Origin of the sequence: Nostoc sp. GT001 (genome assembly GCF_030382115.1) — a bacterium.
Taxonomy (GTDB): domain Bacteria; phylum Cyanobacteriota; class Cyanobacteriia; order Cyanobacteriales; family Nostocaceae; genus Nostoc.
The window spans coordinates 4515609-4539018 of sequence record NZ_JAUDRJ010000003.1; the positions used below are offsets into that span (position 1 = coordinate 4515609).

The 23410-nt window shown below is 43.0% G+C and carries 19 protein-coding genes and 2 pseudogenes; 9 read left to right on the forward strand and 12 right to left on the reverse strand.

Going from position 1 to position 23410, the window contains the following annotated elements:
• Positions 1 to 170: 170 nt before the first annotated feature.
• A complete protein-coding gene (locus QUD05_RS22055; protein ID WP_289800045.1) occupies positions 171 to 1679 on the forward strand; it encodes a hydroxysqualene dehydroxylase in 1509 nt (502 codons plus the stop codon).
• Positions 1680 to 1786: 107 nt separating this feature from the next.
• Complete coding sequence (locus tag QUD05_RS22060; protein WP_289797939.1) at positions 1787 to 2140, forward strand: DUF6464 family protein; 354 nt, start codon at positions 1787 to 1789, stop codon at positions 2138 to 2140.
• Positions 2141 to 2192: 52 nt separating this feature from the next.
• On the opposite strand, the gene fmt is transcribed toward QUD05_RS22060, so the two are convergent.
• On the reverse strand, positions 2193 to 3224 hold the full coding sequence (fmt, locus tag QUD05_RS22065; protein WP_289797940.1) for a methionyl-tRNA formyltransferase: 1032 nt from the start codon (positions 3222 to 3224) through the stop codon (positions 2193 to 2195).
• Between the two features lie 1127 nt (positions 3225 to 4351).
• Between fmt and QUD05_RS22070 the strand changes: the two genes are divergently transcribed.
• Positions 4352 to 5686: a hypothetical protein gene (locus QUD05_RS22070; RefSeq protein WP_289797941.1), complete on the forward strand. Its 1335-nt coding sequence runs from the start codon at positions 4352 to 4354 to the stop codon at positions 5684 to 5686.
• A 271-nt stretch (positions 5687 to 5957) separates the two neighbouring features.
• Here QUD05_RS22070 and minE read toward each other — a convergent pair whose 3' ends face one another.
• The 6 genes and pseudogenes from minE to QUD05_RS22100 form a co-directional block, all read right to left on the reverse strand.
• Positions 5958 to 6254: a cell division topological specificity factor MinE gene (gene minE / locus QUD05_RS22075; protein ID WP_289797942.1), complete on the reverse strand. Its 297-nt coding sequence runs from the start codon at positions 6252 to 6254 to the stop codon at positions 5958 to 5960.
• A 36-nt stretch (positions 6255 to 6290) separates the two neighbouring features.
• A pseudogene (gene minD / locus QUD05_RS22080) lies at positions 6291 to 7098 on the reverse strand (septum site-determining protein MinD).
• Positions 7099 to 7270: 172 nt separating this feature from the next.
• The gene (minC, locus tag QUD05_RS22085) at positions 7271 to 8311 is read right to left on the reverse strand and encodes a septum site-determining protein MinC (RefSeq protein ID WP_289797943.1); all 1041 of its coding nucleotides are present in this window, start codon (positions 8309 to 8311) and stop codon (positions 7271 to 7273) included.
• Positions 8312 to 8523: 212 nt separating this feature from the next.
• Positions 8524 to 9846 carry a four-carbon acid sugar kinase family protein gene (locus tag QUD05_RS22090; RefSeq protein WP_289797944.1) on the reverse strand — a complete coding sequence of 441 codons (1323 nt, stop codon included), beginning with the start codon at positions 9844 to 9846 and terminating at the stop codon, positions 8524 to 8526.
• A 158-nt stretch (positions 9847 to 10004) separates the two neighbouring features.
• A complete protein-coding gene (locus QUD05_RS22095; RefSeq protein WP_289797945.1) occupies positions 10005 to 10667 on the reverse strand; it encodes a hypothetical protein in 663 nt (220 codons plus the stop codon).
• Positions 10668 to 10707: 40 nt separating this feature from the next.
• Positions 10708 to 11205, reverse strand: coding sequence for a DUF29 domain-containing protein (locus tag QUD05_RS22100; protein ID WP_289797946.1), 498 nt, complete (start codon positions 11203 to 11205; stop codon positions 10708 to 10710).
• 748 nt (positions 11206 to 11953) lie between these two features.
• On the opposite strand from QUD05_RS22100, the gene QUD05_RS22105 reads away from it, so the two are divergent.
• Positions 11954 to 12433 (forward strand): hemerythrin domain-containing protein, encoded by a 480-nt coding sequence (locus QUD05_RS22105; protein WP_289797947.1) that lies wholly within the window; start codon positions 11954 to 11956, stop codon positions 12431 to 12433.
• Between the two features lie 102 nt (positions 12434 to 12535).
• The gene (locus tag QUD05_RS22110; RefSeq protein ID WP_289797948.1) at positions 12536 to 13657 is read left to right on the forward strand and encodes a Gfo/Idh/MocA family protein; all 1122 of its coding nucleotides are present in this window, start codon (positions 12536 to 12538) and stop codon (positions 13655 to 13657) included.
• 252 nt (positions 13658 to 13909) lie between these two features.
• On the opposite strand, the gene QUD05_RS22115 is transcribed toward QUD05_RS22110, so the two are convergent.
• From QUD05_RS22115 to QUD05_RS22130, 4 genes are all read right to left on the reverse strand, one after another.
• Positions 13910 to 15199: a Glu/Leu/Phe/Val family dehydrogenase gene (locus tag QUD05_RS22115; protein WP_289797949.1), complete on the reverse strand. Its 1290-nt coding sequence runs from the start codon at positions 15197 to 15199 to the stop codon at positions 13910 to 13912.
• 229 nt (positions 15200 to 15428) lie between these two features.
• A complete protein-coding gene (locus QUD05_RS22120) occupies positions 15429 to 16574 on the reverse strand; it encodes a beta-ketoacyl-ACP synthase (RefSeq protein ID WP_289797950.1) in 1146 nt (381 codons plus the stop codon).
• A 105-nt stretch (positions 16575 to 16679) separates the two neighbouring features.
• The gene (locus tag QUD05_RS22125) at positions 16680 to 17480 is read right to left on the reverse strand and encodes a peptidylprolyl isomerase (RefSeq protein WP_289797951.1); all 801 of its coding nucleotides are present in this window, start codon (positions 17478 to 17480) and stop codon (positions 16680 to 16682) included.
• 128 nt (positions 17481 to 17608) lie between these two features.
• Positions 17609 to 18178: a photosystem I assembly protein Ycf4 gene (locus QUD05_RS22130; RefSeq protein ID WP_289797952.1), complete on the reverse strand. Its 570-nt coding sequence runs from the start codon at positions 18176 to 18178 to the stop codon at positions 17609 to 17611.
• A gap of 918 nt (positions 18179 to 19096) precedes the next feature.
• Here QUD05_RS22130 and psbD point away from each other — a divergent pair.
• From psbD to QUD05_RS22150, 4 genes and pseudogenes are all read left to right on the forward strand, one after another.
• Positions 19097 to 20153: pseudogene (gene psbD / locus QUD05_RS22135) on the forward strand (photosystem II D2 protein (photosystem q(a) protein)).
• Positions 20137 to 21528, forward strand: coding sequence for a photosystem II reaction center protein CP43 (gene psbC, locus QUD05_RS22140; RefSeq protein ID WP_289797953.1), 1392 nt, complete (start codon positions 20137 to 20139; stop codon positions 21526 to 21528). The pseudogene psbD and the gene psbC overlap by 17 nt, the downstream one beginning before the upstream one ends.
• Positions 21529 to 21657: 129 nt before the next feature.
• Positions 21658 to 21846 carry a PCP reductase family protein gene (locus QUD05_RS22145; protein ID WP_289797954.1) on the forward strand — a complete coding sequence of 63 codons (189 nt, stop codon included), beginning with the start codon at positions 21658 to 21660 and terminating at the stop codon, positions 21844 to 21846.
• Between the two features lie 21 nt (positions 21847 to 21867).
• Complete coding sequence (locus QUD05_RS22150; protein WP_289797955.1) at positions 21868 to 22512, forward strand: Uma2 family endonuclease; 645 nt, start codon at positions 21868 to 21870, stop codon at positions 22510 to 22512.
• Between the two features lie 19 nt (positions 22513 to 22531).
• On the opposite strand, the gene QUD05_RS22155 is transcribed toward QUD05_RS22150, so the two are convergent.
• The gene (locus QUD05_RS22155; RefSeq protein ID WP_289797956.1) at positions 22532 to 23368 is read right to left on the reverse strand and encodes an SWIM zinc finger family protein; all 837 of its coding nucleotides are present in this window, start codon (positions 23366 to 23368) and stop codon (positions 22532 to 22534) included.
• Between the last annotated feature and the right edge of the window lie 42 nt (positions 23369 to 23410).

The following is a 23410-nucleotide window of genomic DNA, read 5'->3' on the forward strand; positions in this document are numbered from 1 at the left end:
CCGCTTTCCCTAAGCCTTTTTTAAAGTCTATAACTATTTTAAATTCGATGGAATGTGCGAGCAAAGCGCCTATTGCATCCAAGTGAAAACCGCTATAATGACAACCCTTGCTCGATCAAAACACAACTTCGTATACATTAGTTGATGGACTGCAACAATTGGAGGCTGCGATGGTAGGAGGGTTACAACAAAAACGTGTGGTAGTTGTAGGTGCTGGTTGGGCTGGTTTAGGAGCAACCTATCATTTGGCAAAACAAGGTTATGATGTGACACTTCTGGAAGCAGGCCCCTATCCCGGTGGATTGGTGGCAGGTTGGCAAACGGCAGCCGGAAAATCTGTTGAAGCTGGCATTCATGGGTTCTGGTATCCTTACAGAAATATTTTTTCCTTAATTAATGAATTAGAAATTAATCCTTTTACTACTTGGACTCGTTCTTCGCAATATTCGCCAGCAGGTTTGGAAGTTGAATCACCGATTTTTCAAGATTTACCGCGACTACCCTCCCCACTAGGAACTTTTCTCTACACTCAGTTTAAGCGGCTGCCACTAATTGATCGTCTTAGCGCCCTGCCTTTACTTTATGCTGTCGTTGATTTTGATAATTCCGATGCAGCTTGGCGGCGCTATGATTTTGTAACTGCCCGTGAATTGTTCAAAGACTTTAACGTTTCTGCACGACTTTACCGCGAGGCTTTTGAACCGATGTTATTAGTGGGCTTATTTGCCCCTGGCGAACAGTGTTCAGCCGCCGCAACTTTAGGGATGCTTTACTTTTTTATTCTTGCTCATCAACCCGATTTTGATGTGGTTTGGTGTCGGGGAACTGTGGGAGAAAAGATATTTCGTCCTTGGGTGGAACGTATTGAAAAAGCTGGGGCGCGAGTGTTGCCGAAGCGTCGGGTTACAGACTTAATTGTTGATAGTAATCAAGTCAAGGGTGTGGTTTGTGGTGATGAAGTAATTGAAGCAGATGCCGTAATTTTTGCCGTTGGAATCACCGGGATGAAGAAAATTGTCTCAACTAGCCCTAGCTTACAAAGTCGTGAAGAATTCTGTAATTTGAGCAATTTAGGAGCAATTGATGTTTTAGCCACGCGAATATGGTTTGACCGTAAAATTGATATTCCTCGTCCTTCTAATGCTTGTTTTGGATTCGACGCAAGTACAGGTTGGACGTTTTTTGATTTGAATGCTCTACATGATGAATATCGGGATGAGCTGGGAACAGTGATTGAAGCTGATTTTTATCATGCGAATCAGTTCCTCAATTTGAGTGATGAAGAGATTTTAGCAATCGTTCAGGGTTATTTAGCAACTTGTGTGCCAGCCTTTCAGGAAGCAAAGATTATTGATAGTAGTGTAATTCGGCTACCTCAAGCGGTGACTCACTTTGCACCTGGCAGCTATCGTTATATGTTGCCCGCGAAGACAAGTTTTGAGAATGTGTTTATGAGTGGGGATTGGATTGTGAACCGTCATGGTTCCTGGTCGCAGGAAAAAGCTTATGTTACTGGTTTGGAGGCAGCGAATTTGGTAGTGTCTTATTTGGGAGAAGGTCAGCCATCTGAGATTTTAGCTGTAGAAGAGGATGAAGCGCATATCCAAGTGGCGCGATCGCTCAATCAAACTTTGCGTGACTTGGGCAAATCTATCCTACCTAACTTTTGGTTGCCATAATCTTTAGGGACGCGAAGAGTGAATCAATAATTGTAATTTAAATTCGGTAAGCTAAAGAAAGCGATCGCGATACTATCCTTATAATGTAAATCAAATAACATCAGCTTATGGAGCCAGACTCTTTACCAACCGAGGTGATTCTGACTCACCCACGTGAGTCCCTCGGTAGGGTGCAACTTGATTGGACACCTCAACCCGGAAACTATCTCGATTTTGAAGGTAAAACCTACGCGGTTTTAGAGCGCCGTCATAGATATAAACTTCAAGCTGGGCGCTACCGTTTGCATAATATTGTCATTTATGTACAGTCTGCTAAACGACCATCTGAGAAAAGTTTGGTAGCGGGACGTTGGGTAATCGGTGATGCCACCTGCTGCTACAATGCTCATTCAGAACTCATTCGCTGTGCAGTCAACCCAGATGGCCCTTGCGAATCTTGCCGTTTTTATGAAAAGTCTTAGGAGTTAGGAGTGAGGAGTTAAAAGTTATTCTCCCTCATTTCCTCCATCCCCATCAGCTTCCGGCACCAAAAACTTCTCCTACAGTTAAGCGGGTACCATTAACAAAATCCCATCCCGACTGGGGACGTTTACCGGCTAGCTGAACTTCTCGCAACAGCAATAAACCTTCCCCAGTCTGGACGATCGCACCAATTCCTTTTACAATGCTCACTACAACTCCCGGTTTATCTGATACGTTTGACAAATCAGGCAATCTATTAACCAATTCTTGCAATTCTGGTGGGAGATCGCGTAGACGCGGAGCGGCTTGTCGCCAGACATCGCTTACAGAACCAAGAGGAACCGAAGCGGTGATTTTCAACAGGTTGTTACGAAAGGTAGCCGTGCAGTTAGGGTAAAAGCCTCTGATTTGATTGTGTAATTGGAGCGCGCTTTTCGACCAATCCAAAGCATAATCTTGTTTTTGAATCAGAGAGGCGTAAGTAGCTGCTAAATTATCTTGGGGAATTGGTTGAATTTCTTTACGTTCTAACTTCAACAGAGTTTCCACCAACAAATCCCCACCGATTTCTGCTAGTTTGTCGGCTAAATCTTGGGCATTATCCAGTAATCCAATCGGTGTAGTGGCTATTTGGAGCATTGCGCCGGTATCCATCCCCACATCCATCAACATGGTGGTGATCCCCGTTTCCTTTTCACCGTTATACAAACACCACTGAATCGGGGCTGCACCGCGATATTTGGGTAAAATCGAGCCATGCACATTAATGCAAGCTAATTTTGGCATCTTCAAGATTTTTGCCGATAAAATCTGTCCATAAGCGACAACAACAAACACATCTGCATCTAATTGTTTAAGTTTGGTTAAAGTTTCAGTGTCTTTTTTCACCCGTTCGGGTTGCCATACTGGTAAGTTGTGAGCAGTTGCGATCGCTTTTACTGGTGTTGGCGTAAGTTTATTTCCGCGTTCCCGGCGTTTATCTGGTTGGGTGACAACCGCTAGCACCTCAAATTCTGAATGATTCAATAATTTTTCCAAGGTGGGTACAGCAAATTGAGGTGTACCAAAAAATACAATTTTCATTAATAATTTAGTAGTTGTTAGTCGTTAGTCATTAGACTTCTTGCATCAATCAATGAGCTTTCACCCTAAATCCCTCTCCCAAGCTTGGGAGAGGGACTTTGAATTTGGCTCCCCTTCTCCCAAAATTGGGAGAAGGGGTTGGGGGATGAGGGCGAATTTTGCATTTGTGCAAGAGGTCTATTAGTTAATCGTAAGTGCGCCCCTCATAACTGACAACATTTAAGTTGCATGTTGAAACAGAATTCATTAAGCCAGCATCTAGCAGGTTTCTGTATTCAGGACGCNAGTTGCAAAATACAGTTGTTAGCTGTAAATAATATTGGCTGTTTGGTGGTACAATATTTTCGTATTCATGAAACCAAAGGCTGCTTGATTAACTTAATAGTTAAGTTGACAAGGGTAAAAGCTAGNTATNNNCCGCATTTGCCTCTAGTGAAACTAATCACTTAGTGGTTTTTCTTTGCGAGTCGCTAGAGCATCTACCGAGTGAATTTTGTTGTGTTCCCAATCGTCTTCCCGAAATTAACTTTAAATGTAGTTGAATTTCCGAAAAACTATTGAGTCTTCTAACTACTTCTGTAGTTTAGATAGCAATTTATAACTTTGGGTTGCTGATAGCAATATCTTCTGAGTATGATGTATTATGCGTCTGCTTTCCCAGGTTTTTAATTAACGCCTCACGTTTACCATCATGAGGGTTTGCGCTGTTATATTTAGTGTGTAACGTAGCTTATTTGGTGTGTACTAGCGATCGTTAGTACGATCCCCGATAGCTGAGTTATCTAACTCTTGTTCGCCAGCGTCATTCCCCAAACTATATCCTAAATATTCCTTAACCAAGACTTATTTTTGGTGTGTTTGGGTATAGGAACATTATATATCGTGTAGTAATTACTGAGTTCTCAGCATATTTACTATACTCGCATATTTTTGCAAAAAAATATTCCGTACCTAATTAAGAAAAGGTGTAGACAATGATACTTAATTTTTGTAAACCTCTGCAAACTTTGAAGATATTATTTCGTCATTAGTTTTAGTTTCTTGTTATACATATAACTACCACCTGCCCCATTGCTGTTGATGTATTGCTTCTTACATAGCAATTGCCCCCTCTAGAGAGTCTACAAATGCTTAAACCCCTTTTGCTGTCAGGATGGTTCCGCACCCAACCATTTCTCAATTATGTTGTCGTTGCGATCCTAATTGCACCTTTATTAGGAGCATCGGCTCACTCGATCCCAGTAAGATCCGAAGTACATAAACTAACTTCGATGCCTGGAGAATCTGACTCTGTATCAAAGGAAATAGCTTTAGTTGGGGAACCTGAGATAGCTGAAACATTAAAAACAGATCAAATCAAATCGATAACAGAAGAATTTGACTCTGTGCCAACACAAAGTACTGCTGTTCAGGAACCGCAAGTATTACCAGAAAATAAAATTGAGTCTTCAACTGAAGTAGATAATTATCTCTCAAGCAGCGATTTAGATTTAAGTGATGTAACTGTTCCCGATTCTTTGGCAGCAGTTGAACTCGCACCATCAACAGATGTTCCTGTTAGTCAACTTAATTTAGTACGCAAACTTAAAGCTGCTAATGTCAAGTCTTTGAGGGGACAAGAAAATTATCTCTCTAGAGAAAAGTCTTTTACAGAATCATTGACAGCAACTCAAGTAGCACCAGCTATTAGAGAATCTCAATCAACCACAACGATGGAAATACCTGTTGTGGAAACAGCTAATGAGTCCCAAGCAGAACAAATAGATCCCATCAACAGTCCTCATCCGATTCCTTGGAAATGGATTACAGCAACTCAAGAAGCTATTGCTTCTAATGGTGGTTCTGGAGTACGTCACTATCGCAGCGTACCCGTGATTTCTCCAGATGGTAAATATGCTGTTTATAGTCGAGTGCAACTGGAAGTAAAACCCCAAATGTACAACAGCCGTGTCACCAGCATGATGTTTGTCCAAGATATGCACACTAAGAAATTGTGGGTGATGGCTTCAACGACTCCAGTTAGTGATCCTTTATTAAAGGTAAAGGCTGTAAAGGGGGAATCGTCAGAAGAAAATGATCCGAGCGGTAAAATTGGGGTATTAGTTCCAGTTAGCTGGTCAGAAAAAGGCGATCGCTTCTTAGCACGCAAGTTTGAAGGTATATTTAACACAGGTGATTCTACAGATAGTGCAGTGATTTGGGATCGGCAAAAAAATCACGCTAACACAGTCACTCCTGTTAGTGAGGAAGAACATGAAAAAATTGCCGTATTGTTAGGTTGGAGTAAAAGCCAACCAGAGCATGTGTTATTCCGTGCAGGGGAATTGGGCGAGGAAAACTGGCCATTAATGCAAGTTGCTAATGATGGCAAGACTATCACTACAACAGACAACGATCGACCGATTACTTTTGGTAAAAAGGTGACAGAAATTTGGGCAGGCCCACAAGTTGCCTACCGATAGTTTATAAAAAACTTTACATACTCCCGTTGTTATCACTGCTGACAACGGGATTTTTTATCTGTGTTTTCGGAGAGTGACAGAGATTGGATATCTTCAATTTTTACTGTTTTGGTGAGACAAATTCATATTTTCAATCTGCAATATAATATTTGCCAAACCATCTATAAAAAGCAGTTTGTAGTGGGGACTTTAGTCCTCAAGCCAGGACTTTAGTCCTGACTACGAACGAATAATTTGACTACATCATAAATAGAAATACTTAAAATTAAAGCTAGAGAGGCTTATCACCTCTTTCCCATTCAGGTATAGCACCCTTCACCCGGCGGATGGGCAAGTTGGCGATTAAAGCTGTGGTTCGTTGGTTGCTTTCTAAGGAGAACTCCAAGCCCTCTGTCTCAATTTCTACATAGCGACAGACTACATCTAGGATTTCCTTCCGCATTTTTTCCAACGTTTGAGGATCTAAGTCAGCGCGATCGTGAGCAATCACCAATTGCAGGCGACGTTTAACTTGAGTTCGACTGCTATCAGGGCCGCGAAAAAAAGTNTTTTCTAGAAGTTCAATCATTACGAATAGGTCTGGCGCGGAGACTGGAAAAGTAAGTTAGACAATCTTTGTCCTGAACAACCTTCGTAGGCGGGCGAAGATGCTGTCTTGGGACGAGTCGATCTCCAGAAATTCGACACTTTCCCCTTCTAATCTACGAGCAATGTTCTCAAAGGCTGTGGCAGCTAAAGATGGATTTTCCGCTAACACTAAGGGTTCGCCGCGATTGGTAGATACAATAACACGCTCGTCGTCAGGGATTACCCCGATCAAGGGAATGGCGAGAAGTTCTTGAACATCTTGCACTGACATCATATCATTTGCTTGCACCATTGAGGGTCTGATGCGGTTAATTATTAAATGAACACGCTTGATACCTTGTGCTTCTAGTAACCCCACTACTCGGTCAGCGTCACGAACTGAGGAAATTTCGGGTGTGCTGACAACTAGCGCTTCTTTGGCCAGGCCGATCGCATTTTTAAACCCATTTTCAATCCCGGCAGGGCTATCAATAATCACATACTGATATTTTTGTGCTAGTGCATTCACCAATAACTTCATCTGTTCGGGTGTGACTGCATCTTTAGAGCGATTTTGGGCTGCTAGGCAGGAGTACGAGATTGGGTTGGCGTTTATCTTTCACCAAGGCTTGTTCTAATCGACACTCTCTGGCTAAAACTTCTACCGCAGTATAAACGATGCGGTTTTCCAGCCCTAAGAGCAAATCCAAATTTCTCAGACCAAAATCCGCATCAACCAAAGCAACTTGACGCCCCATTTTGGCTAAAGCCATACCCAAATTTGCTGAAACTGTGGTTTTACCCACTCCTCCTTTACCGGAGGTAATCACAATAATGCGAGTCATGATAGAAATGCGGTCAATGAGGGTTCAGGAAATATAAAACAGTAAATTGCAGTATAAAGTATGAAGTATCGTATCAAGTATGAAGAAATATCTGTTCTCCCTGATGAGGGCGAGGCATGAATATTTGTCTTATTTCATCCTTACCTATATACTTCATTCTTTAAGTAAATATTTATGGCTCTTGATTGCTTTTGGTAAATTGGTTTCTAGAAAAATCAGTTGCCCTAGCGATCCGAATTCCTTGGGGCGTAATATGTGCCACCTCTGGAGAAAACTGCATTGGCGGTTTTTCTGGTGCTCTAGCGACAGCATCTGCAATCCGCAGTTGGGTTGGTTCCATTTGCAAGGCCATAATCAGACACTCACTATTGCCTCCAGCCCCAGCATGAGCGATTCCACGCAGACGACCCCAGATAATAATATCTCCATCTGCAATTACAATACCACCTGGGTTTAAATCTCCCAAGAGAATTACTGTCCCAGGATGACGAATTTCTACTCCAGAGCGGACTGTCATTTCTAAATACAGGGCATCTTCTTGGGGGATCGCTGTAGCTGTTGGCTCTGTACTCAGGGAAGTTACGGGCTGTAATTGTTCTACTGAATACCCAGATGTGACAGCAGCGATCGCAGTTTGCCGCCGACTCGTCGAGACAGATATCAGTCGGAGTTGGACTTCACTCAAAGCTTCGGCGAGTTCTTGGAGTTGTCTGGTATCTACCAAACGGTCTTGTGCCATTAAATGCACAGGTGTATTAGATACCCGGAAGCGATCGCCTGCACTCAGACGTTGCCTGATTTGCTGCCAAATATCAGACCAAGTAAGTTCTGAGGCAGATACTTGAGATTCTGAAGGCAAAATTAATAAAAGTCGTCCCTCCTTACTTTTTAACTGGACTTGACTATTGTCATTTACACGATGCCCTGGTAATGCTAACTCATCAGGATTTAAGTCAGTCAGGATAAAATCCGATCCGGCATCAGGACTTGACTCTACATCTGGGTTAGCAGGATTTGACTCTACATCTCCAAGAACAGTATTTGATTTTAAATAAAGAAGGACAGATTTTAACTCCGCATCCGGGAGGATAGAATCTGACTCTACATCAGAAATAGTAGGATTTACCTCTACCTCTGAAAGGATAGAGTTTGATTCTGCATTAGGAAGTGCAGAATTTGACTTTAGATTGGGAATCGCAGAATCAGAAGTCATGCAGTACTAGCCAAAAGACAACAGATTTTCAATTTTGGGTCGCACCTTTGGTGCGCTGACAGCGCAACTGGGATTTTGGATTTGTGTCACTCACACAACGACCGACTCAGTGACCACAAGGGGTGTTGGCGTAGCGGAATATTAGTCCGACATTAACCAAAAAACTCTTTAATCTAAAATCGTTCGACTGAGCGTAGCCGAAGTCTAAAATCTCAAATTGGCATCGTCAACCTCTGATAAACTGTCCCCAAGGCATCAGCATCGCCGACATTACCTGGAAACAGCACCACAGGCAAATCAGGAAACTGGGGATGATCGGATGACGTTAACACCATTGAACAACCAGCTAAAATTTGACCGAGTAAACGGGCTGAAGTTAAAGCTAGTCCAGTACTCAAGACATCGTTTGAGGTAATGCCACCCTTGCTGATTAAGAATCCTATATCAGATGGTAAACCGCGCACAATATCCATTAATAAACTTGAAACTTTTTCCCCAAACTCCAATCGTGTCTTGACATCTTTAAAATTTAGTTCCTGACGGCTAGTATAAACCACTGGTGTTTTGCCAGCTTCGTGTGCCGCCCGTGTGCTTTCTTGGATTTCACTTAATAATGCCGCAGATTGATTTGTCTCATCAAGTAATCGCGCCACATTCACTTCGATTCCTACAGTTCCTTCTACTTGCAACAGCGCCTCTAATTGCTGGGTAGTCTTTTTCACATGGGAACCAACAATCACCGCACCTGGTTTGCCTTGGCGCACATACTGCGCCATGTTTTCGGCGGCAATGGGTTGGGGTGGTAAAGCAGCTAAAGCCGTTAAAATGCTTGCTGCACTGCGAAATAGAAAGCGTTTGCCTTGACTTGCAGCTGCTAATATATCGACTGCAAAGCGGTTGAGATCGGCTTGAGTTTCACCATCTACAACAGCGCACTGATTACCTTTAAATTGTAACAATCGTTCCAAACTACCAGCGCGAATATCGGCCAGGAGAAACCTTTCTACAACTTCGGCACTAATTCGTCCTTGAGTCTTTTCTTCAACATACTTGGGTAAGTAACTGTGATGGTAGCTGAAGACTGAATCACGGGCAAATTCAGTTTCATGGACTGGGGTGGGTACACCGCCAATAATCAAGTAATGCACGCTATCGCGGGTGATGCGTCCCCCCTCAAAAAATGCTGGTACGAGAAAATGAGCATCAAAGGGGCCAAGTTCTTGGGCGATCGCATCTGTTTCAATCGGATAATGTCCCCGCAAAGTAGAATCAGAACGGCTGACAATTAGAAAATCGTCAATTTCTTCAGCATTCAAAGCGATTTTCAGGTTCTGGCAAACTTCTTTGATGACAGATGCCGCTGACTCTGGCGTTAGCGCTCTAGTATTAGTCAACACAAAGAAAATCGGCGAATCATCCTGCAACCCACGGCGTAAAGTCTCCACATCCCAGTGCATTAGCAGCAAGCAGCTGTGGACTGTTTGAGAACCTGTAGGGTCATCATCCAGGACAATTATTTTGGGTTTGTTGCTCATTTAAGTCAACGGGGCGATTGTTTTCTGGGAAAGTGTTGGGCGAGTAGAAATCACTATTACACAAAGCTTAATTCACGGAGGTGGACTATCAAAATCAAGGGTTTTCTAACCTGTGGAGGCAGGTAAAGTCTCGTGTAGCCACTTTTACAAACATTCTCTTAGCCTTTCTGCAATTTTCTGATTTCTGCTTGCACATCGATCGCAATTTGCAATGATTGATTTAGCAGTTGAGCATATTCGCCTGCTTGACTACTAACTTCTAAAGCTCGCAGACTGGCTAAATTATTCACAAATAACTCTTGGTTATTAGCAAGCAATTTTTTATTATCCCGCAAAATTCGTTCCGTTTTCAGAGCGCGGACTAAATCTTCTCTAATTAGTTGTAGGGCGGAGGTTACTTTATCTCGATCGTGGATACTGCTTTCTATGTTTCCTGATGCTGCTAATTGGTCATTGATATCGATGGCAGCAACCAGGTCATGATATTTATCAACTTCATCTAAAAGTATTGTCAGTCCTTCAGGACAGGTTAATTGTCGCCATAGCCATCGCCCCACTAATATCGGCATTGGCACTAAAATTAGTAAAAGAATTCCTAGTCGAATTGAAGAACCAATAGTTGGCAGAATAATAAACGCGTAAACAAAGCCCACAATGATTGGCGTTAGTGCCAGCGTCACCAGCATTTCACTGATAAAAAACCCTAATCGCTTTTTGCCATCTCGCAAAACCGAGGGTCGAAAAACGTCTTCTGGATCGAACCCAGTCAAACGTCTTAGTTCACCCTTACTAATTTCCAAGCCTATTAAGTCCGGCTGCACGTCTGCATACTCCTATGGAAACCCAAGTTGCGTATTCATTTTAATCGGGTTTACCGTGATGATTGTGGTTATATTCAGGAAACCAATTTTCATCTAAGATTTGTTCTAAAGAACCAATGGGTATAGAGGGGAATATGTCAATGGCAAGTTGAGAGCGATCGCTTGCTTCTGTCCTTGCATCTTGATAACATTCATCAAATATTTCTAAAATGTAAGGTTTTAAGCTAGGACTCTCTTGAAGTCGCTCTTTAATCTCTCTACGGAATGTCCTGATTTCGCCTTTCCAATGCCCTTCATTTCGCTCCCGTTCCCTATCCCAATATATGAGCTTAAGCAGATGTTCCAAAAGTCGAGTCAATAGACTTTTGACCTCTCGCTTTTCGCTCCTACCCATAGTTTCTAATTCTTCTAACAAATTATCTAAATCAACCGCAGAAAACTGTCCAGCGCGAAGTTGATTAATAGTTGTCCTCAGCCACAGATAATAATCTTCGTCGTATAAACTTTGAGTTGCTGGTTGTATTATTGGTGTCACCATACAATAGCCAAACTCCTACTATTTTTTTAATTGAGCTTCAATTGAGCTTCTATGCAATTGGAAGCCCAAGTTGCGTATTTATTTTAATCGGTTTCGGCGTGGATGAATTTCTTTAGCCAAATCGACTGAGGGTAAACGCCAACTCAGCGTGACTCGCACCCCTCCATTAGGCAAAGTTAGGCAAAGTTAACATAAGTAACTGATTGTCACTTCTGTTGTAACATCAAAGACAAGCAGAACTTAGTACAGCATTTCATTAATTCGTAGCGAATTAAATTTGGCAATACACTACAATGCCAATGCATCGGCTTGCATTGTTAATACATCGACGGCCTTGTTAATACATCCGCTTGTATTAAAAACGCTACGCTTTTACGCAAAGCTGTACTTAGTTGTGTTCAAGACTTATACCACTAACAGTTTCACTGTCAGCTTTGGTGTTTCAACAAAAATCGAAAAAGTCTAGCTAAGGTGCAGGAGCAGTTTAGTAGTGTACCGTGTGGGAATCTTCAACTGGTGTTTGAGGTTTGGGCTGTAGTTTTGAGTTGTTAATGGTAAATACTCAGCATCCATCATGCTGAGGTTATGAATTTCAGTCAAGGTGCAATAGCGAAAATATTCCTTAAGTCTAAATTAAAGCTTACTCAAAGAATGAGGTTTTCATTTCCCAAGTCATTGAGAATATACGAGTTCCCATTCATTAACCTCCAAATATCAGCCTGATAAATCGATTATTACTGAGGTAAAAATGGCTAAAACTAAAGTTAAATCAACAGATATTCTTTCATTAATTGAAGCAGAACATCGCCAAGTTGAGAAACTTTTTGCAGAAGCAGAAAAAGTTAAGGGGGCAAAGTTGTTTGAGCAATTCAATCAAATCTATATAGAATTGATATTACATGCAAGAACTGAAGAGTTAGTTTTCTACCCAGCTTTGCGAGAATACGAAGAAACTGAACAATATGTTGAAGAAGCTGAAGAAGAACATGAAGAAGTTTCAGTTATTTTAGAAGAAATTAAAGCGCTTAAGCCTACTCAACCTGAGTTTAAAGAAAAAATGAGCGAATTGAAGGAAACACTTGAGCATCATGTAGAAGAAGAAGAAAGCGAAATTTTTAATGCTGTGCGCGAATGTATGAGCGATCGAGAACTAACTGAATTGGGACAGGAGTTTCAAGAAACTAAAGCTAAGTTAACATCAAATGTGGAAGCTGCATTAGCAATGTAGGAATACATTTGTTCTAAATGTTTGCATAAATAGTTAGCCATAATTTCCACGTAATTAGGGCATTAAAATTACCCAAATATTCCTTCATCAAAGAGTACAAAAATGACTGCTACAAATGGTAAGAACAAAATTCGTTACGCCGTTGTTGGTTTAGGTTGGTTTGCCCAACAAGCTGCCTTACCTTCCTTTGCCCAGGCTGAAAACTCAGAATTAGTGGCACTAGTTTCAGATGACCCCACTAAAAACGAAGAACTGAGTAAAAAGTATAGTATTGAGCATACTTACTCCTACGAAGAATATGAGGACTGTTTGGCAAGCGGCGAGATTGATGCAGTTTATATTGCCTTACCTAATCACTTGCATTGCGACTACACTGTACGGGCTGCCAATCAGGCAATTCATGTGTTATGTGAAAAGCCAATGGCAGTAACAGAAGAAGAGTGTGAGGCAATGATTAAAGCTACCAATGACAATAATGTGAAGCTGATGATTGCCTATCGCTTGCATTTAGAAGAAGCTAATTTACAAGCAGTTGAAATTTTACGTACAAAGCAAATTGGTGAACCACGAATTTTCAACTCAGTTTTTACCCAGGAAGTAGAAGAAGGCAATATTCGTTTACGAGATGTTACAGGTGGTGGCACGCTCTATGATATTGGCATCTACTGCATTAATGCTGCACGTTACCTATTTCAAGATGAACCAATTGAAGTATTTGCTGTAGCTGCCAATAACGGGGAACAACGCTTCAGCGAAGTGGAAGAAATGGCTAGTGTTATATTACGTTTCTCTAATGAGCGATTGGCAACATTTACCTGTAGCTTTGGAGGGGCAAGTGTTTCAACTTATCAGATTGTAGGGACTCAAGGCGATTTACGGGTAGAACCTGCATATCCTTGGCAAGGAGAAATCAAGCATTATTTAACAATTAATGGTGAAACTCAAGAGCGGACTTTTAAGGATCGCGATCAACTAGCAGCTGAATTTATCTACTTCTCTGATTGTATTCTGCAAGATAAAGAGCCAGAGCCATCTGGAACGGAAGGATTGATTGATGTTAGTATCATTCAAGCACTTTATCAGTCAATTGAAACTGGTCAACCTGTGCAGATACAAACTCGCCATCGCCATCAACGTCCCACATCAGATCAAACTATTAAGCGTCCTCCTAATGACGAGAAGCCAGATTTAATCCACGCTGCTGCACCTTCTGGCGAGTCATAATGCGATAGACCACTAGTAGTCTGCCAACCCAAAATTGCTATGTTTGGACTGGGAAAAGGGGAAAGGGTAAAGGGGAAGGAATGAGAACCTTTTTCCTTTACCCTGCCAAGTTTCCTTGGCGAACTACTAGTTATGTTGTAGCGATCGCTTAACAGAAACACCGACTATTCATAACATAATAAGGGCACAACTATAATATTGTGCCCTTATATGTTATCTATTTAATTAAAAACTGCTGTCTATGCCCAAAGATTAAGGATAAAGACCTCTGTCAGTCAACGCTTGAGCTACTCTACCTACCCCCAGTGTGTAAGCTGCTAACCTTAAAGAAATTTGCCGTACCTCCGACTGATGAATCACCTTGCGATAGGCTTGCACCATCAAATGTTCCATTTCGCGGTTGACGCGCTCCTCATCCCAAAATACGTAAGAAAGACCCTGCACCCACTCTAAATAACTGACTACTACACCGCCAGCATTCGCCAAGATGTCCGGTAGCACTGTCACACCGCGCGCCTCTAACGCCAAATTAGCCTCAAGAGTAACCGGGCCGTTAGCCGCTTCTGCCACAATCTGCGCCTGCACTTGGTTCACATTTTCTTCAGTGATTTGGTTCTCCAAAGCCGCTGGTATTAAGACATCGCAGGGTAAAGTTAATAAATCTGCATTGCTAATTGGTACAGATTGCGGGAAACCCACAATACTCTTACGATTTTCAGCCGCGTAGACTTTTAACTTGGGAATATCAAGACCAGCTTCAGAGAATATGCCCCCAGCACCAGTTGAAACAGCGATGATTTTCGCGCCTGCTTCATATAGTAATTCTGCTGCGGCACAGCCGACGTTACCGAAACCCTGAATAGCTACTCGCACTCCTGTTAAGGATTTACCTCGGTCTGCTAATGCCTCACGGACAATAATCATTGTGCCACGTCCGGTTGCCATTTCTCGTCCCAGAGAACCACCAATCGAAAGGGGTTTTCCAGTTACAACTCCTGGTACAGCATGACCAACATTTACAGAGTAAGTGTCCATCATCCAAGCCATCTCACGGGCAGAAGTACCCATATCTGGCGCAGGAATATCTACGGAAGGCCCAATATCTTTAATTAACTCGCTGATATAACGGCGGCTGATTCGCTCTAATTCGCCAACACTGTAGCGTTTGGGATCTATAGCAATGCCACCTTTCCCACCACCATAAGGAATACCTAACAAGGCACATTTCCAGGTCATCAACATTGCTAGAGCGGATACTTCCCGCAATGTCACAGCCGGATGGTAACGAATTCCACCCTTGTAGGGGCCTAAGACATCACAGTGCTGTACCCTGTGTCCAGCGAGAACTTGTATTTCCCCATCATCTAGTTTTACGGGAATGGAAACCGTGACAACTTTACGCGGGTGGCTGAGAATTTCTAGCAAACCCTGATTTAAATTTAATTCTTTAGCTGCCGCTTCTAAGTAACTACAGGCTTGGTCAAAGGGGCATATATGCGCTGGAGAAGCAGGTTCTGACAGCAACGAGGATTTTGAAATCATAAATTTTCTCCTAATCACGGTATCTTTGCGAACCGGATATCATCTGTACCTAAGCTTATCCTTTTTTTCTGGGAAAACAAGTTTTTTGTATTTTTTGTTACAGTTTTATATTTTATATTCTGATATATGAAATTTATTCAAAAATCATCATTTATAAGAGCACGCGACTGTGTGTGCCTTCATCAAAATTTATATATTATGTTGGTCAGATAGTTAAACCCACAAGTTTTTACCTTGCTAAGGCGATCGCGGCATTCTGTCCCCCAAAGCCAAAACTCAAACATAAAACTTGCCTAATTTTACTTAGACGCGCGGCTGTAACAATCTCTAAATCAAATTCTGGCTGCTGCAATCCTACACAAGGCGGTAATATTTGATGCTTTAGCGCCATGAGAGAAAAAGCTACTCCTATTGCTCCAGATGCCCCTAGTGTATGACCTGTGCTTCCCTTGGTGGAACTAACCGCCACGCCTTGGGGAAACATACGCTGAATTACCATGCTCTCCATCTGGTCATTTAGCTGGGTAGCTGTACCATGAGCATGAATGTAATTGATATCGCTTGGTGATAGACAACTACGTTCTAGACATTGTTTGATAGCAGCGATCGCACTTTTCCCTTCGGGTTCTGGTGAATTACTATGATATGCGTCGTTGGTTAAGCCGAAACCGAGAATTTCACCATACACTTTTGCTTGACGCTGCTTTGCCAACTCTGCTGATTCTAAGACAAATACAGCCGCGCCTTCGCCCAAGACTAAGCCTTCTCTGTGCAAATCAAAGGGATAAGCCCCAGTTTTTGCCAAAGCACCCATCTGCTGAAATCCAGCTAAAGTTAAAGGTGTAATCGGTGCTTCCACTGCACCTGCGATCGCTTGTTGACATTGCCCAGTTTGTATAAGCATAGCTGCTTGGGCAATAGACCAAATTCCAGTTGCACAAGCTGTCATTGGTGCTAAAACTATCCCAGATGCACCGATTTGTCTTGCAGCTGCGATCGCATTGAAATGAGGTAATGTATCTAGCCAATTTCCAAAAGAGGACACAGGAAAATTTTTCGCGTCACTATACATTTGCCGCGCTAGCATTTCCCAAGACGCTTGATAAGAGCGACTCGATCCAATGACTACAGCACAATCAGCTAAAGGTGCAACTAACCCAGAATCTTGTAAAGCAGAAGCAACAACCATCTGAGTTAACATTGTCAACTCAGATGGTTGTTGAGCAATCAAACCTAGAGGAAATGGTGTAAATGCTGGAAATGGTTGATGTAACCGAATTCCAGATTTACCTGCGATTAAATTTCGCCAGCTATCCTCTAAGCTTCCACCCAAGGCAGAAACTAGACCAATACCAGTAACAACAATTTTGACCAATTTATGAGTTAGGAGTTAAAAGTGAGGAGTTAAGAGTTAAGAGTTTTTTTACTACCTTCCTCGCCCCCCTGCTCCCCTGCTCCCCTGCTCCTCTGCCTCTTCCTCCTACTGTCCTGGTGTTTTCAGATTTTCAGCACCTTGAGTAACTTTAGCGGAGTCAATGCGATCGCCTTGCTGAATTTTGTTTACTACATCGAAGCCTTGAGTGACATTGCCAAATACGGCGTAGTTACCATCCAAAAATGCTAGATCCGCTAAAGTAAAGTAAAACTGGGCAGAAGCGGAATCTGGTGATTGCGATCGCGCCATCGCTACTGCACCCTGTTTATGGGGCAATACGACAGCTTGAGCAGTAGCATCAAATGGTTTATTGTAAATCGGAGTATCTGAACCTTTGGGCTTAACTTCTAAAGGTATATAACGAGCATTTCCCGTTTTTGGGTCAATATAGCTACCTGTTCCCAGTCTATCTGCTGGAACTTTTGGGTCTTTGCTTTGCGGATCACCCCCTTGAACTACAAACGGTTGGGGTTCGCGCACAACTCGATGGAAAGCTAAACCATCGTACACACCCTTTTGCACTAAATCTACGAAGTTGCCAGCTGTGATTGGGGCATTAGTGCCGTCTACTTCGATAGTAATCGGCGAACCTTTAACCGTAATTACCACAGTAGCCTTGCCTTCTAGTCTTGGTAAATCTGTTATTCCAGGAATACTCTCACTAATAGTTTGAGATACAGAAGTTGCTTCAGTAGTTGCCTTGGTGCTTGCCTCGCTTGTTGCCGAGGTAGCAGTCGAGTTTGGAGAAGAGCTATTAGAAGCGACTTGCTGTGTTGAACATCCTCCCAACATCAAGGCACTAATAACCACAAGAGAAAGCAAAAATTGTGAAATTTTTAACCGCATTGCCTGTTACCGATTTAACCAGAGTATCTTATCGTTTTCAGGGGCATTGGGATTAGGGGAGAGGTGACAGCTAACAGGTGATAGGGAATAATCTGTACCCTGTAACCTCTACCCTATACCCTAATTTCCTAAAGTCCTTCTAACGACACTCCCAAAAAGCGGGCTAACTTTGCGCCTTCTGTTTCCAACTCTGTTAAAGATAAGGGTTGTCCAACCCGTGTTAAGGGTATATCTCGTCGTCCCTTAATGCGTAGATAGAGGGCGCGACGGGGGTTAAGACCTTCTTTTACGTCTATTAGTACAGATTGGACATCTTCTATGCGGCTATCAATCTGAATTCGGCGGTTTTTACCAGGAAACCCCCAGCGGAAGATTTTGATTGCGCCAGTTTCCTGATTAAATTCGTTGTAACCGCCTCCAACATCCAATAAAATCACTAGCCACAGGTATGTGGCTAATAGCAAGCCAGCAGCACCATATAACCCCATCACTAATCCTTGGGGGACGAATACCAGTTGAGTGGGATCGGAAACTATGAGTAAATTAACTTTTAAATAACTGGATATTCCAGACAATAAAAAGCCGCTTGCTCCCAAGGTAACGATAGTTGCCCACCAGTAGTTACTGAACCGACGAGAACCGAGAACATTTTGGTGCAGGAGGCGATCGCCTTTGTTAATCGTTGTTGATGTCGTCATTGAACTACCATTGCCCGTGAGATACTCGCTGTCACATACTCGCACACTGAATGCTTTTGCATAGAGTGGTGGGTTCCTGTGCCAATCCGGCTATTGCTTAGGAGGCACCCAGAGCTATGTTTGAAGTCCACGGGAACCCTGCCGCAGACTATAAATTTTTCACTTTGTACCTTACAAATTTTACTGTCCCGGATAATGCTGGCTTACTTGTACTACGGGACAAACCACTGAGGCTATTTGTATTAGTCAAGATATGCCAACTTCCTTTCTCCTTGTCTAACGTTTCACATAGGTTTTTCAGAGGTGTATCAACGACCGTGGCGGCGAAGTGACTATCCCCATTTTACCAAACATCGTTGACAAAAACTCAACTGCGCCCTTCCATGTTCCTGCTACCGATATAATTTTTTAGGGAATGTTGTACTATTTTTTTACTCAATGGCTGATAAAAATTCTTTCTCCCTGCCATTCTGCCCCCCTTATTCCCTGCTACCCTCTCTCTGCCTCTTTTTGACCTCTTGAAATGAGTTACCTACCTACGTCTATCTACATTAAATTTTTTCAGATTTCTGAGAAAAGTTGTGTCAAATTGTAAAATTTCTGATATTCATATTATTTATAAGGTTCGTGTTTCATGCCTAATTTGCTTCTGTGTATCAGGCAAAAACCCTGAGTAGTGTGATAAGTTAAGAATCATTAAGTTACCACAAGCTAGATTACTAGCCGATGGTACGTGTAATGTCATAACCCTGAGAAATAATGACTTAACTAGTCAGTAAGCTCTCAGAATCTCAGTTACTTAAAAGCAGTTGAGATTGTCAAAAAAAACGTTAATTCCTCATGGCAGTCGGTTACATTGGCTTTCCGTAATGCCCTAGAAACGTTGCAATTTTAGTAAAAACAGAGGATTTTAGTCCGATGACCATCGCAGTTGGACGCGCCCCTAGTAGAGGGTGGTTTGACGTTCTCGACGACTGGCTCAAGCGCGATCGCTTCGTATTCGTAGGTTGGTCAGGGATACTATTATTCCCCTGCGCCTTCCTAGCACTAGGCGGTTGGCTGACTAAGCACCACCTTCGTAACCTCTTGGTACACCCACGGATTAGCCTCCTCCTACTTAGAAGGAGCTAACTTCCTGACAGTAGCAGTATCCACCCCCGCCGACAGCATGGGACATTCCCTATTGCTGTTGTGGGGACCAGAAGCCCAAGGCGACCTCACCCGTTGGTTCCAACTGGGTGGCTTGTGGCCATTCGTTGCCCTACACGGAGCCTTCGGTTTGATTGGCTTCATGTTACGGCAATTTGAAATTGCGCGTCTAGTAGGGATACGTCCTTATAACGCTCTGGCTTTCTCCGCTCCCATTGCAGTATTCGTCAGCGTATTTCTGATGTACCCCTTGGGACAATCAAGCTGGTTCTTTGCACCCAGCTTTGGGGTGGCTGCAATTTTCCGATTCCTGCTATTCCTGCAAGGGTTCCACAACTGGACACTCAACCCCTTCCACATGATGGGTGTTGCGGGTGTATTGGGTGGTGCTTTATTGTGCGCTATTCATGGTGCGACAGTAGAAAACACCTTGTTTGAAGACGGTGATGGTGCTAACACCTTCCGCGCCTTCAATCCCACCCAGTCGGAAGAAACCTACTCAATGGTGACAGCAAACCGTTTCTGGTCACAGATTTTCGGGATTGCTTTCTCTAACAAGCGCTGGTTGCACTTCTTTATGTTGTTCGTGCCAGTCACAGGCTTGTGGATGAGCGCCGTCGGCATCGTCGGTTTAGCACTCAACCTGCGGGCTTATGATTTCGTCTCCCAAGAATTGCGGGCGGCGGAAGACCCTGAGTTTGAAACCTTCTATACCAAAAACATTTTGCTGAACGAGGGTATCCGCGCTTGGATGGCTCCTCAAGATCAACCCCACGAACAATTTGTATTCCCTGAGGAGGTATTACCACGTGGTAACGCTCTCTAATAGACCAAATATCTTAGGCGGCGCTGGACGCGACCAAGAATCCACTGGGTTTGCTTGGTGGTCTGGTAACGCACGTTTAATCAACCTATCTGGCAAACTACTGGGCGCTCATGTTGCCCACGCTGGTTTGATTGTATTCTGGGCTGGAGCGATGACTTTGTTTGAAGTCGCTCACTTCATTCCTGAAAAGCCAATGTACGAACAGGGCTTGATCCTGTTACCTCACCTCGCCACTCAGGGCTGGGGTGTTGGTGCTGGTGGTGAAGTTATCGATACCTTCCCCTACTTTGTTGTTGGTGTACTCCACCTAATTTCCTCAGCCGTCCTTGGCTTTGGCGGTATCTATCATGCCGTTCGTGGCCCAGAAACCTTAGAAGAATATTCTTCTTTCTTTGGTTATGACTGGAAAGACAAGAACAAGATGACCAACATCATCGGATTCCATCTAATTATTTTGGGATGCGGTGCATTGCTTTTAGTGTTAAAGGCAATGTTCTTTGGTGGTTTGTATGACACCTGGGCACCAGGCGGTGGTGATGTTCGGATTATTACCAACCCGACACTGAACCCAGCAGTTATCTTCGGTTATGTAATCAAGTCTCCCTTTGGTGGCGAAGGCTGGATTATTAGCGTCGATAACTTAGAAGATGTGGTCGGTGGTCACATCTGGATTGCCTTTATCTTAATTTCTGGTGGTATTTTCCACATTCTTACCAAGCCTTTTGCTTGGTCACGTCGTGCATCCATCTGGTCTGGTGAGGCTTACCTCTCCTACAGCTTGGGCGCTCTGTCGTTGATGGGCTTCATTGCCTCCATCTATGTTTGGTTTAACAACACCGTTTACCCCAGCGAATTTTACGGTCCTACTGGTCCAGAAGCTTCTCAAGCTCAGGCTTTGACCTTCTTGATTCGTGACCAACGCTTGGGTGCTAACGTCGGTTCTGCCCAAGGTCCTACTGGTCTAGGTAAATACCTGATGCGCTCTCCAACTGGTGAAATCATCTTTGGTGGTGAAACCATGCGCTTCTGGGATTTCCGTGGCCCTTGGTTAGAGCCTCTACGTGGTCCTAATGGTCTTGATTTGGAAAAAATCAAGAATGATATTCAGCCTTGGCAAGCTCGTCGCGCCGCTGAATACATGACCCACGCTCCTCTGGGTTCTTTGAACTCCGTGGGTGGTGTGGCTACTGAAATTAACTCTTTCAACTACGTATCTCCTCGCGCTTGGTTGGCGACTTCTCACTTCGTACTAGGATTCTTCTTCTTAGTTGGTCACTTGTGGCACGCTGGTCGCGCACGGGCTGCGGCTGGTGGTTTTGAGAAAGGAATTAACCGTGACACTGAGCCAGTGATGTTCATGGACGACCTAGATTAGGTTGTAAAGTTTATTTCATCACTGACAATTAAGTAATTTAAAGGCTCTTGCATAAAAGCAAGGGCTTTTTTTATAGGAAAATTAGTAATCTATTGATTAAAGTGAGCGATTTGCCAAGGTAACTAATCTATGAATGATGATGCCAATTTTATTGATGCTTTGCGATGGACATCTGAAGCTAAGGAAAAGTTACAAAATATTCCCTTTTTTGTCCGCTCTCAAGCTAAAGCCAGAATTGAACAGCTAGCTCGTGAAGCAGTTCAAGAGGTTGTTACCGCTGATTTGGTAGAACAGGCTAGGCTTGAGTTTGGACAATAAAACATTCTGGAGGTCGTAACAATGACAGTCGCCAAGAATCGAGCAGACCGAGTAATGCTTTACGACATTAGCTGGCAACAGTTTGAAAATCTTCTAAAAGACTTGGGGGAGCATCGGGCAGCACGGTTAGCTTACGATCGCACTACTTTGGAAATTATGACACCTTTACCTGAACACGAACATTACAAAGAGGTAATTAGTGATTTAGTCAAAGAAATCGCTGATGTGCTGGATTTAGACTATGAAAGTTATGGCTCGACTACTTGGAAACGAGAAAGCCGAATGGCAGGGTTAGAGTCAGATAACTGCTTCTATTTCCAGAATGAAGCTACGGTTCGGGGTAGATTGGATCTGGACTTGAGACAAGACCCACCGCCTGATTTGGCACTGGAAATTGATGTTACCAGTAAGTCTTTAAATCGTTTTCCCATTTATGCCCGCCTGGGAGTACCAGAACTCTGGTGTTATGATTCCGGTGAACTCAAGATTTATCTCCTGCAAAATGGGGAATATGTCGAGTCAGAGAAGAGTCTGGTGTTTCCTACTTTAGCAATTCGGGATCTGCCGAAACTGATTGAGCAAAATCGGGCAAATGGCAGACGGGCAATTCGTCAGGCGGTTCGGGAATGGGTGAAAAAAGGCGGGAAGGGTGAACTACCCAGTTAACATAATTTACGAATTATTATCAATTTCCTCCCACATTCATCGCTGTTAAAAAAGCCTTTTGACTCACATCTCTATAAACTGTATTTAAATACTTCATTACCACATCACTTGAAGTTGAATTTACTGCGCTTTCCTCTTCCTTCGCAAGGGGGATTGCTCCTAATACATCTAATACCATCTCACTCGTGGACGGCGCAATAACTACCAAGGATGACTCTAGTGGCTCATTATATTGCCAAAAGTAATCAATTCTTATAGAGTATTTATTATTAGGAATTGACTGTTGAACATCAGGCGTTTCTGTAGTATTGGGTTCCTTATTGGCACTACGTAATTGGCGTAAATCACTGATGATTTGCTCTTTGGTACGTCCGCGCAATTGAAATAGTACAAAGGGGTCTTCACTGAAGCGATCGCCTAACTGATAGTACAGCGCACCAATGTGTTTACAGGGATTTGCTTTATCAGGACAAGAGCATTTACTCTGGACATCACCAAGGGTAAAAGGAAATATCGAAAGACCATTAGCCGTAAACACTTCTTCTATATTTTGTGGCATTTCTCCTGCTAGTAACTTGGCAGCAAAAATTGCCCTTTGGGACATGGTTTCAATTACATAACCCCATTGCTCATCGCTAAAAGGTTCAAGGGAAAGGGAAACTTTATAAGGTTCTACTTCACTACCTTGCACCCTAGCTAATACTTTTGCACCTTTAAATTCAATACTGAGAACATTTCCTTGACGAGCATAATTTCTCGCACGTTCTAAACGCTTTTTAAAGCGATAGGAATCTAGCAAATCTAGCCATTGTTGTGACCACCATTCGCGGCTTGCTTGTAATGTGTAATTAGTCATAATCAATTTAAAAACTTAGTAGTCTGTCTTATTAATTTTATG